The sequence below is a fragment of the Streptomyces sp. NRRL F-6676 genome, from assembly GCF_000725625.1.
Taxonomy (GTDB): domain Bacteria; phylum Actinomycetota; class Actinomycetes; order Streptomycetales; family Streptomycetaceae; genus Streptomyces.
The window spans coordinates 49056-59472 of record NZ_KL647085.1; the positions used below are offsets into that span (position 1 = coordinate 49056).

Annotated in this window: 8 protein-coding genes and 1 pseudogene (1 of these 9 running past the window's edge); 8 read left to right on the forward strand and 1 reads right to left on the reverse strand. The window is 73.2% G+C overall.

Going from position 1 to position 10417, the window contains the following annotated elements:
- The first annotated feature begins 103 nt into the window (after positions 1-103).
- The 3 genes from IO29_RS34405 to IO29_RS34415 are packed head-to-tail and all read left to right on the forward strand — an operon-like array spanning position 104 to position 3994.
- Entirely contained in the window at positions 104-586 is a 483-nt protein-coding gene (locus tag IO29_RS34405; protein WP_078618134.1) for a hypothetical protein, read from the forward strand.
- Between the two features lie 25 nt (positions 587-611).
- Positions 612-1379: an ABC transporter ATP-binding protein gene (locus IO29_RS34410; RefSeq protein WP_030994120.1), complete on the forward strand. Its 768-nt coding sequence runs from the start codon at positions 612-614 to the stop codon at positions 1377-1379.
- The gene (locus IO29_RS34415) at positions 1376-3994 is read left to right on the forward strand and encodes an ABC transporter permease (protein ID WP_030378482.1); all 2619 of its coding nucleotides are present in this window, start codon (positions 1376-1378) and stop codon (positions 3992-3994) included. Before IO29_RS34410 ends, IO29_RS34415 begins: the two co-directional genes overlap by 4 nt.
- A 248-nt stretch (positions 3995-4242) precedes the next feature.
- On the opposite strand, the gene IO29_RS34420 is transcribed toward IO29_RS34415, so the two are convergent.
- Complete coding sequence (locus tag IO29_RS34420) at positions 4243-5130, reverse strand: LysR family transcriptional regulator (RefSeq protein ID WP_030378483.1); 888 nt, start codon at positions 5128-5130, stop codon at positions 4243-4245.
- Positions 5131-5260: 130 nt separating this feature from the next.
- Here IO29_RS34420 and IO29_RS34425 point away from each other — a divergent pair, with 130 nt between their 5' ends.
- The 5 genes and pseudogenes from IO29_RS34425 to IO29_RS34445 all read left to right on the forward strand — a co-directional run.
- Positions 5261-5932 carry a succinate dehydrogenase gene (locus IO29_RS34425; protein ID WP_030378484.1) on the forward strand — a complete coding sequence of 224 codons (672 nt, stop codon included), beginning with the start codon at positions 5261-5263 and terminating at the stop codon, positions 5930-5932.
- A gap of 2 nt (positions 5933-5934) precedes the next feature.
- The gene (locus IO29_RS34430; protein WP_051707447.1) at positions 5935-7920 is read left to right on the forward strand and encodes a fumarate reductase/succinate dehydrogenase flavoprotein subunit; all 1986 of its coding nucleotides are present in this window, start codon (positions 5935-5937) and stop codon (positions 7918-7920) included.
- Positions 7917-8666 carry a succinate dehydrogenase/fumarate reductase iron-sulfur subunit gene (locus IO29_RS34435; RefSeq protein WP_030378486.1) on the forward strand — a complete coding sequence of 250 codons (750 nt, stop codon included), beginning with the start codon at positions 7917-7919 and terminating at the stop codon, positions 8664-8666. The genes IO29_RS34430 and IO29_RS34435 overlap by 4 nt, the downstream gene beginning before the upstream one ends.
- Before the next feature lie 251 nt (positions 8667-8917).
- The gene (locus tag IO29_RS34440; RefSeq protein ID WP_030378487.1) at positions 8918-9730 is read left to right on the forward strand and encodes a GNAT family N-acetyltransferase; all 813 of its coding nucleotides are present in this window, start codon (positions 8918-8920) and stop codon (positions 9728-9730) included.
- Positions 9730-10417 (forward strand): annotated as a pseudogene (locus tag IO29_RS34445) (lysophospholipid acyltransferase family protein) (it continues 109 nt past the right edge of the window). Before IO29_RS34440 ends, IO29_RS34445 begins: the two are co-directional and overlap by 1 nt.

Consider the following 10417-nt stretch of genomic DNA (forward strand, 5'->3'; position numbering starts at 1 on the left):
GAAAGGCCCCCGCCGATCTCGAATTCCTGACCGATGTCCGGGAGGGCGCCGGAAACCAGACTTCTCACTGTCGCCGAACGCGGCGGACAGGACACGAGAAGCCATGGAGATTCCGATGCACAACGCGCCCACCCTCATCGACGCCCCCCACACCGCCGCCGCCCCCGCCCGCAAGCGGACGCGCGTGATCATGAGCGCGGCGGCGGCGGTCCTCGCCCTCTCCGTGGCCGGCGGTGCGGCCTACTGGTACCACGAGTACAAGAAGCCCAGTCAGGCCTCGGCCGCCGACTGCGAGCTGGCGCAGAACATCATCAACGGCGCCCAGCAGATCTCCACCGGACCCGTGCCGGACGCGGAACAGTGGGCGAAGAGGACCGGCGACAAGCGCCGCAAGGAGATGAAGGACGGCTACCTCGGCGCCAACGTCTCCGTCTACGAGGGCTGGGCGGTGGAGACCGCCAAGCAGAAGGCCGGCCGGTCCGCCGAGGTGCCGACCAAGCAGGACGTGAAGGACATGCAGAGCCAGGCGCGGGGCCACTGCTCGGACGCCGGAGTCACCATCACCATGCCCCCGCTCGGCGCCTGACCACCGGAACGCGAGAACCGCCGCCATGAGTGTGCACACCACCGCGCCCGACCACGCGCCGGACGACGTCATCACCGCCACCTCCCTGGTCAAGACCTACCGTCAGGGCACCCTCCACGTGCGGGCCCTGGACGGGGTGTCCGTCGGCATCGAACGCGCCCGGTTCACCGCCGTCGTCGGCCCCTCCGGGTCGGGCAAGTCGACGCTGATGCACTGCGTCGCCGGGCTCGACACCGTCACCTCCGGGCGGATCGTCCTGGACGGCACGGAGCTCACCGGGCTGTCCGACCGGGCGCTGACCCGGGTGCGCCGGGAGCGGATCGGGTTCGTCTTCCAGTCGTTCAACCTGCTGCCCCAGCTGACCGCGTACGAGAACATCGTGCTGCCCGTCACCATGGGGGGCGGCCGGCCGGACCGCGCACTCGTCGACCACCTCTGCGGCGTCCTCGGCATCGCCCACCGCATCGGGCACCGCCCCTCCGAACTCTCCGGCGGCCAGCAGCAGCGGGTGGCCGTCGCCCGGGCGCTGGTGGCCCGGCCGGCCGTGGTCTTCGCCGACGAACCCACCGGCAACCTCGACTCCCAGTCGGGCGCCGAGGTCCTCACCATCCTGCGCCAGTCCGTCGACGACCTCGGCCAGACGGTCGTGATGGTCACCCACGACCCGCGGGCCGCCGAGTACGCGGACCGGGTACTGACCCTCGCGGACGGCCGCATCGTCAAGGACGAGCGCCCCGCCGCATCCGACCGGAACACCGTTCTCCTCCGCGACGTCACGGCGAGGCACCGATGAGCACACCGCACACCCCCGACGGACCGGCCACGCCGAGCGCTCCCCCCGGCCCGCGCATGCCGGACAGGCCGTGGCGCGCGGGCGTCCTCGGCTCCCAGGTGGCCGAACTCCTCCGGCGGCCCGGCCGCTCCATGGCGACCGCGGCGTCGCTGCTGATCGCGGCCTTCGTCGTCTTCGGCGCCGTCATGGCCCAGCAGATCCTCAGCGCCACCGTGATCGCACGGTTCCACGGCACGCCCGACGCCGTGTCGCTCGTGGTCACCTCCGACGGCGAGAAGGACCTCGACGACGCCGGCCTCGCCGCGCTCCGGAAGGTCCCCGGAGTCGCCGAGGCGGTCGGCCGGATCGACGACGGCTCCCCGCTGGGCGGCAGCGCCGTCGAGCGCTACCTCAATCTGTCCGCGGACCCCGGCAGCGGTGACCTGGCGGAGGTGCGGCTCACCAAGGGCACGTACCCCTCGGGTCCGCACCGCCTCGCCGTCAACACCCAGGCGGCCCGCGAATACCGGCTCGCGCCGGGCTCCACCCTCACCCTGCTGCGCCCCGACCCGAAGGACAGCGACCGCACCCAGCAGGTGAAGGTCCAGGTCACCGGCATCGTCCGCAGCACCGCGACCAACGACGAGCACCCCACGGGATACGCCCCCGGCCCCGAACTCGCCCGACTGCTCGGCGCGACCGGCTACGCCAGCGTCGACGTCCGCACCGACACCGGCACCGCCCCGGCGGACCTCACCGAGCGGATCCGCCGGGCGGTGCCCGGAACCGAGGTGCGCTCCGGCGACGACGTACGGGACGAGGAGGCCCACGAGGCCGTGACGGAGGCGAGCGACCTCCTTGACCTGGTCACCGTCTTCCTCGCCGTCGCCGTCGGCGCGGCCGTCCTCGTCGCCACCTCCACCTTCCGCATCGTCTTCGCCCGCCGGGTACGGCAGTTGGCGTTGCTGCGCACCATCGGGGCGACCCCGCGCCGGCTGGCCGCGGCGCTCGTCGTCGAAGGCGCGGTCGTCGGCCTGCTGGCCGGCGCGGTCGGCGCGCTGGCCGCCTGGGGCTGCGGACGGCTCGCCCCCGCGGTCGCCGGAGCGTTCGGACGCGACCTGTCCGCGCCCGCCCACTTCCCCCTCACCGAAGCCGTCCTCACCGTCCTCGGCACCGGCCTCCTCGCGGTCCTCGCGGTCCTGGCGCCCTCCCTGTCCGCCTCGCGGGTCTCCCCGCTCCAGGCGCTGCGCAGCGCGGCCTCCGGCGACGGCGGTACGGGCGGCCTCGGCCGGGCGGCCCTCGGCCTGGTGTGCGCGGCGGGCGCCGCGCTGCTCGCCCGGCAGAGCTACGGCGACCTGCCCCAGCCGGGCGACGGCGAGTACGACCGCTCCGGCGGGCTGGCCCTCGTGGTCGTCTCCGGTGCTCTCGCCTTCCTCGCCCTGGTCGTCCTCGGTCCCCGTCTCGTCCGGCCCCTCCTGGCGGCCGTCGCCGTACCGCTGCGCCGCCTCGGGGCGGCCGGCCGGCTCGCGGTCGCCGGGGTCGGCGGCGCCCCCGGCCGGGCGGCCTCCGTCTCCGTGGTCGTGGCGCTCGGCGCCTGCCTGATCGGCTCGACCCTGACCTGCCTGTCCTCCCTGGAGGCCTACGACCGCTACCGGCAGGCGGTGGCGGCACCCGCCGACTTCTCCCTGACCTTCCGGGACGACAAGCCGCTCGACGGCGCGCTCGCCGCCGACCTGGCGGCCCACCGCGAATTGGCCGACGTGACCGGCTTCCGTACGGCCGAGGCCGTCGAGGGCAGCCGCACCGCCACCCTCTCCGACCTCGACCTCGCCACCGTACGGTCCGGCGTGAGCCTGACCGCACGCACCGGCTCCCTGGACCACCTGGCCCCCGGCCACGTCGTCGTCGACGCCGACCACGCCCACGCGCTCGGGGTGACGACGGGCGACCGCGTGACCCTCGCCTTCGACGGCAAGCCCGTCCACTTCACCGTGGCGGCGACCCTGCCGGGCGAGGGCCCCTACGGCGGCAACTTCTTCGTCCCGGCCGGCGACCTGACCCGCCTGGGCGTGGCCAAGGCCCCCACCAAGGTCCTCGCCAACGCCGCGCAGGACAGCCCCGAGGGACGGGCGCGGGCGCAGCGGGCCATCACCGCCACGCTGACCGGCCCCCAGCGCGGCGACGGCCGCGTCCTCGCGGAGAGCGCCTCCGCACAGGACAGCGGATCGGAGGACCTGGAGGCGATGGCCTCGACGGTCATCCTGGTCCTCGGCCTGACCGTCCTCGTGGCGGTCGCCGGAGTAGCCACCACGGCGAGCCTCACCGTCGTCGAACGGACCCGGGAGTTCGGCCTGCTGCGCGCGCTGGGACTCAACGGCGCCTCCGTGCACCGCATGGTCACGGCGGAGTGCGCGCTGTACGGCGTCCTCGGCGGTGTCCTCGGCCTGGCCCTCGGCCTCCCGTACTCCTGGCTGGTGGTCCGCACCGTCCAGACGTCGGCCCCGTTCACCCTCCCCCTGGGCCAACTGGCAGCGGTCCTCGCCGCACTGATAGCCGTCACGGCAACGGCAGGCATGCTCCCGGCCCTACGAGCGGCCCGCACACCCCCGACGGTGGCGGTGGCGCAGGCGGAGTAGGGAGTGGTGGGGCGCGTCGCGTCAAGGGGCGCGGGGCTGTGTTGTCTGCGCGGCTCCGCCGCGGCGGGCGCGAGCACTCACCGTGCCCCGACAGGGGCGCGGGGAACTGCGCGACCAGCCCCCACCCACCCGCACCCGACAACCCACCCCCCCCCGGGGTCCAAGGGGCGGAGCCCCTTGAAGGGACGGGAAGGGTAGGGGCGGCGGGGGCGAAAAACCCCACCGCACCCACCCTCCCGTACCCAACCTCACCTCTCCAGCAGCATCCGCTGCAACTCCCGAGCGGCCCGTGGCGGAGCCACATCGCTCCGGTGCGCCAGCGCGATCGTCCGGTACAGACCGGGCGCGGCCAGCGGCGTCACCCGCAGGCCGCGCCCCGAACGCGTGGCGACCATCCGCGGCACCACAGCCACCCCCAGCCCCGCCCGCACAAACCCCAGCACCGCGTCCATCTCGCCCCCCTCCACCGCGAAGTCCGGCTCGAAGCCCTCCGCCCGGCACGCCGCCACCGTCAACTCCCGCAAGTCGTACCCGTGCCGGAACATCACCAGCCGCTCACCCGCCAGCTCCGCCACCCGCACCGCCCGCCCCCGCCCCCCGCCCGGCCGGGGCGCACCCGGCGAGGAGACGACCACCAGGTCCTCCCGCAGCAGCTCCACCGTCGTCAGCGCCGGGGACGGCGACGGCAACGGCAGCACCACCAGCGCCAGATCCAGCGCCCCACGCGCCAGCTCCCGTACGAGATCGTGCGAGCCCCCCTCCTCGATCAGCAGCCGGATCCCCGGATAGCGGTCGTGGAAGGCACGCAGTACGTCCGGCAGCAGCCCCGTGCACACACTCGGCGTCGCCCCGAGCCGCACCCGCCCGGCCCGCAGCTGCACCAGCTCCTGCACCTCGTGCCGCGCGGTCTCCGCGTCGGCGAGGATGCGCCGGGCCAGCGGCAGCAGCGCCTCGCCCGCGTCGGTGAGCGTGATGTTGCCCCGCGCCCGCAGGAACAGGTCGGCGCCCAGCTCCCGCTCCAGCGCCTTGATCTGCTGCGACAACGAGGGCTGGGCCACATGCACGAGATCGGCGGCCCGGGTGAAGTGCCGGGCCTCGGCGACGGCCACGAAGTACTGGAGCTGCTGGAACTGCACCCCGCCAGCATACGACCGGGATAGGCACCGCCTATCGAATCGAGCCGTTCCATGTCTTGGACCGATGGGGCCCTTCGGCCCTAGCGTCATGTTCATGGCTCTGGCAACGCGGACGGACCGACGACCGTCCATGACGCGCACGGTGTGGGACAGCTCCGTCGGCAAGAAGACGGTCATGGCCGTCAGCGGGCTGATCATGCTGCTGTACCTGGTCGTCCACATGATCGGCAACCTGAAGATCTACTTCGGGGCGGCCGAGTTCAACCACTACGCCCACTGGCTGCGCACCGTCGGCGAGCCGTTCATGCACTACGAGTGGACGCTGTGGCTCATCCGCGTCGTCCTCGTCGTCGCCGTCGTCGCGCACGCCGTCTCCGCGTACCAGCTCAGCCGACGCGACCTGAAGGCCCGGCCCAGCAAGTACGTGCACAAGAAGGCCCGTTCTAGCTACGCCACCCGCACCATGCGGTGGGGCGGGATCATCCTCGGCCTGTTCATCGTCTGGCACATCCTGGACCTGACCACCGGCACCGTGCACTCCGGCGGCTTCCAGGAGGGGCACCCGTACCAGAACGTGGTGGACACCTTCTCCACCTGGTACGGCAACGTCCTCTACATCGTCGCGATGTTCGCGCTCGGCCTGCACATCCAGCACGGCTTCTGGAGCGCCGCACAGACCCTGGGCGCCGGCAGCCGCACCCGCGACCGCGCCCTCAAGACCGTCGCCAACGTCCTCGCGCTGCTGCTCACGGCAGGCTTCATCGCCGTCCCCGTGGGCGTCATGACCGGAGTGGTGAGCTAGACATGACCTCCCCGACCTCCTCCACCCCCTCCGCCGGCCGCACCGGCTACCTCGACTACACCACCGGCGAGCCCGTCGCCGACACCAAGGCGCCCGAGGGCCCGATCAACGAGCGCTGGGACACCCGCCGCTTCGAGGCCAAGCTGGTCAACCCCGCCAACCGGCGCGGCAAGACCGTCATCGTCGTCGGCACCGGACTGGCCGGCGGCTCCGCCGGGGCCACGCTCGCCGAACAGGGCTACCACGTCGTCCAGTTCTGCTACCAGGACTCCCCGCGCCGCGCCCACTCCATCGCCGCGCAGGGAGGCATCAACGCCGCCAAGAACTACCGCAACGACGGCGACTCCATCCACCGGCTGTTCTACGACACCGTCAAGGGCGGCGACTTCCGCTCCCGCGAGTCCAATGTGCACCGCCTCGCGCAGATCTCCGTCGAGATCATCGACCAGTGCGTGGCGCAGGGCGTGCCGTTCGCCCGCGAGTACGGCGGTCTGCTCGACACCCGCTCCTTCGGCGGCGTCCAGGTCTCCCGTACGTTCTACGCCCGCGGCCAGACGGGCCAGCAGCTCCTCCTCGGCGCCTACCAGGCACTCAGCAGGCAGATCGCGGCCGGGAACATCGAGATGCACCCGCGCACCGAGATGCTCGACCTGATCGTGATCGACGGCAAGGCCCGCGGGATCGTCGCCCGCGACCTGATCACCGGCGCGATCTCCACCTACTTCGCGGACGCCGTCGTCCTGGCCTCAGGCGGCTACGGCAATGTCTTCTACCTCTCCACCAACGCGATGAACTCCAACGCGACCGCGATCTGGCGGGCGCACCGGCGGGGCGCGTACTTCGCCAACCCCTGCTTCACCCAGATCCACCCCACCTGCATCCCGCGCACCGGCGACCACCAGTCCAAGCTGACCCTGATGAGCGAGTCGCTGCGCAACGACGGCCGCATCTGGGTGCCGAAGGCCAAGGGCGACACCCGTCCGCCGAACGAGATCCCCGAGGACGAGCGCGACTACTACCTGGAGCGGATCTACCCCTCCTTCGGCAACCTCGTCCCCCGTGACATCGCCTCCCGCGCCGCGAAGAACGTGTGCGACGAGGGCAGGGGAGTGGGCCCCGGCGGCCAGGGCGTCTACCTGGACTTCGCCGACGCCATCCGGCGCATGGGCCGGGGAGTGGTCGAGGCCAAGTACGGCAACCTCTTCGACATGTACCAGCGGATCACCGACGAGGACCCGTACAAGGTGCCCATGCGGATCTACCCCGCGGTGCACTACACGATGGGCGGACTGTGGGTCGACTACGACCTCCAGACCACGATCCCGGGGCTGTTCGCGGTCGGCGAGGCCAACTTCTCCGACCACGGCGCCAACCGGCTCGGCGCCTCCGCGCTGATGCAGGGCCTGGCCGACGGCTACTTCGTGCTCCCCGCCACCATCAACGACTACCTCGCCCGCAACCCGCACGCCGAGCCGGTCACCGCCGACCACCCGGTGGTGCAGGAGGTGCTCGCCGAGACCGAGGACCGCCTCCATCTGCTCCTCGCCGTCGACGGCGACCGCACCCCCGACTCCTTCCACCGCGAACTCGGCGAACTCATGTGGGAGTTCTGCGGCATGGCCCGCACCGACGAGGGCCTGCGCAAGGCGCTCGACCGCATCCCCGCCATCCGCGAGGAGTTCTGGCGGCGCATCAAGGTCCCCGGCACCGGCGAGGAGTTCAACCAGTCCCTCGAGAAGGCCAACCGCGTCGTCGACTATCTGGAGCTCGCCGAGCTGATGTGCCTCGACGCGCTGCACCGCGCCGAGTCCTGCGGCGGCCACTTCCGCGAGGAGTCCCAGACCCCCGACGGCGAAGCCGCCCGCCGGGACGAGGAGTTCGGGTACGCCGCCGCCTGGGAGTTCACCGGCACCGGCGAGGCCCCCGCCCTGCACAAGGAAGACCTCGTCTTCGAGTACGTCCACCCCACCCAGCGGAGCTACGCATGAGGCTCACCCTGCGCGTCTGGCGGCAGAAGAACGCCGACGCCGACGGCGCCATGTCCACGTACGAGGTGGACGGCATCTCCTCCGACATGTCCTTCCTGGAGATGCTCGACACCCTCAACGAGGAACTCATCCTCAAGGGCGAGGACCCCGTCGCCTTCGACCACGACTGCCGCGAGGGCATCTGCGGCGCCTGCTCGCTCGTCATCAACGGCGACGCGCACGGCCCCGAGCGGACCACCACCTGCCAGCTCCACATGCGGGCGTTCCGGGACGGCGACACCATCGACATCGAGCCGTGGCGGGCCGCCGCGTTCCCGGTCGTGAAGGACCTCGTCGTCGACCGGTCCGCGTTCGACCGGATCATCCAGGCCGGCGGCTACGTCACCGCGCCCACCGGAGCCGCCCCCGAGGCCCATGCCACGCCGGTGCCCAAGGCCGACGCGGACTTCGCCTTCGAGCACGCCGAGTGCATCGGCTGCGGCGCGTGCGTGGCCGCCTGCCCGAACGGCGCCGCCATGCTGTTCACCTCCGCGAAGATCAATCACCTGAACGTGCTGCCGCAGGGCGCCCCCGAGCGGGAGACCCGGGTGCTGGACATGGTGGCGCAGATGGACGACGAGGGCTTCGGCGGCTGCACCCTGGCCGGCGAGTGCGCGACCGCGTGCCCTAAGGGCATTCCGCTGATGTCGATCACCAGCATGAACAAGGAGTGGCTGCGGGCGACCCGCAAGGCCGCCAAGCGGTAGCGGCGGGGCCGCACCGACAGGACGTTCGCCCAGTGGCGGACGGGCGGGGCCGGGAGTGGTGCTCCCCGGCCCCGCCTCGTATCTCCGGGGCCCTTGGCCTCCGGGCGCGTGGCGTTCAACAAGCCCACACCCGCGCTCCCGGCTCAGGTCACGTGGACGCCAACCGGCGTCGGGACAACAGGAGCGGCGGACCGCGGCCACGCGGCCCCGCCCACGTCCCCGCCGACCCGGCCCGCGACCAGGAGACAGCCATGACCGGCGTCACCACGCTTCCCCGCTCCCCGCACTCCGCCGCTCCCCTCCGCTACCTCGTCACCCTCGCCCGGGACGAGGCCGACGTCCGCGCCGCCCAGCGGCTGCGGTACGACGTCTTCGCCGGCGAGACGGGCGCCCTGCTCAGCACCCCGCAGCCCGGCCACGACATCGACCCCTTCGACGCCTACTGCGACCACCTCCTCGTCCGCGAGACCACCACCGGCGAGGTCGTCGGCACCTACCGGCTGCTCCCGCCGGAGCGCGCGGCGGTCGCCGGACGGCTGTACGGCGAGGGCGAGTTCGACCTCGCCCCGCTCGACGCGATCCGCCCCGGGCTGGTCGAGGTGGGCCGCTCCTGCGTCCATCCCGACCATCGCGACGGCGCGGTCATCGGCCTCATCTGGGCGGGCATCGCCCGCTACATGACCGACCGCGGCCACGAGTGGCTGGCCGGCTGCTGCTCGATCCCCCTCGCCGACGGCGGCACCCTCGCGTCGGCGACATGGGACCGGGTCCGGGCCAGGAACCTGGCACCGGAGGAGTACCGGGTGCGACCGCTGCTGCCGTGGGTGCCGAGGGCGGGGTCGGCGGCCGGCGAGGCCGGGACGGCGGAGGCCGTGGGGCGGCGGGAGCTGCCCGCGTTGTTGCGTGGGTATCTGCGGCTCGGGGCCTGGGTGTGCGGGGAGCCCGCGCACGATCCCGACTTCGGGGTCGCCGATCTGTACGTGCTGCTGTCCATGCGCCGGGTCGACCCGCGCTATCTGCGGCACTTCCTCTCCCTCCTCCCCGCCGCCGCACCGGCCGCCTGATGTCCGGCGGCTGGCTGCCCGTCGCCCCCTGCACCCCCGGTGCCTGCGTACGGCGGGCGGCGCCGGGTGCGACCGTCCCGCTGCCGCGGGCCGTGCTGCGGCTCGTGGCGGTGGTGGCCGTGGTCACGGCCGCTGTCGTCCTGCTTCCGCTGGGGCGGTGGGTGCCGGCGGTGGTCGTACGGGGCTGGTGCCGGGCCGTCGTACGGGCGGCCGGGGTCCGGGTCCGCGTCACCGGTGGGCCGCTGCCGGACGGGGGTGTGCTGGTCGTCGCCCACCATGTCTCCTGGCTCGACGTGCCGCTGCTCGCCGCGCTGCGCCCGGCGCGGATGCTCGCCAAGGCGGAGATACGGCGGTGGCCCGTGGCGGGCGCGCTCGCCGCGCGCGGGGGGACGCTGTTCCTCGAACGGGACCGGCTGCGGGCGCTGCCCGGTGCGGTCGCGGCCGTCGCGCGGGCCCTGCGGGAGGGGGCGGCGGTGGTCGCCTTCCCGGAGGGCAGTACCTGGTGCGGGCGGGAGCGGGGGGTGTTCCGGCGGGCGGTGTTCCAGGCGGCGCTGGACGCGGGGGTGCCGGTGCAGCCGGTGCGGATCCGGTACGGGCCGGTGGGGGGTGGCGTGGCGTCGGCGGCGGCGTTCGTCGGGGACGACACGCTGGTGGCTTGGGTGTGGGGGGTGGTGGGGGCGCGAGGGC

Coding starts and splice junctions, on each gene's coding strand:
- IO29_RS34410 (WP_030994120.1), top strand. CDS start 612: ATGAGTGTGCACACCACCGCGCCCGACCACGCGCCGGACGACGTCATC.
- IO29_RS34435 (WP_030378486.1), top strand. CDS start 7,917: ATGAGGCTCACCCTGCGCGTCTGGCGGCAGAAGAACGCCGACGCCGAC.
- IO29_RS34440 (WP_030378487.1), top strand. CDS start 8,918: ATGACCGGCGTCACCACGCTTCCCCGCTCCCCGCACTCCGCCGCTCCC.
- IO29_RS34425 (WP_030378484.1), top strand. CDS start 5,261: ATGACGCGCACGGTGTGGGACAGCTCCGTCGGCAAGAAGACGGTCATG.
- IO29_RS34405 (WP_078618134.1), top strand. CDS start 104: ATGGAGATTCCGATGCACAACGCGCCCACCCTCATCGACGCCCCCCAC.
- IO29_RS34430 (WP_051707447.1), top strand. CDS start 5,935: ATGACCTCCCCGACCTCCTCCACCCCCTCCGCCGGCCGCACCGGCTAC.
- IO29_RS34415 (WP_030378482.1), top strand. CDS start 1,376: ATGAGCACACCGCACACCCCCGACGGACCGGCCACGCCGAGCGCTCCC.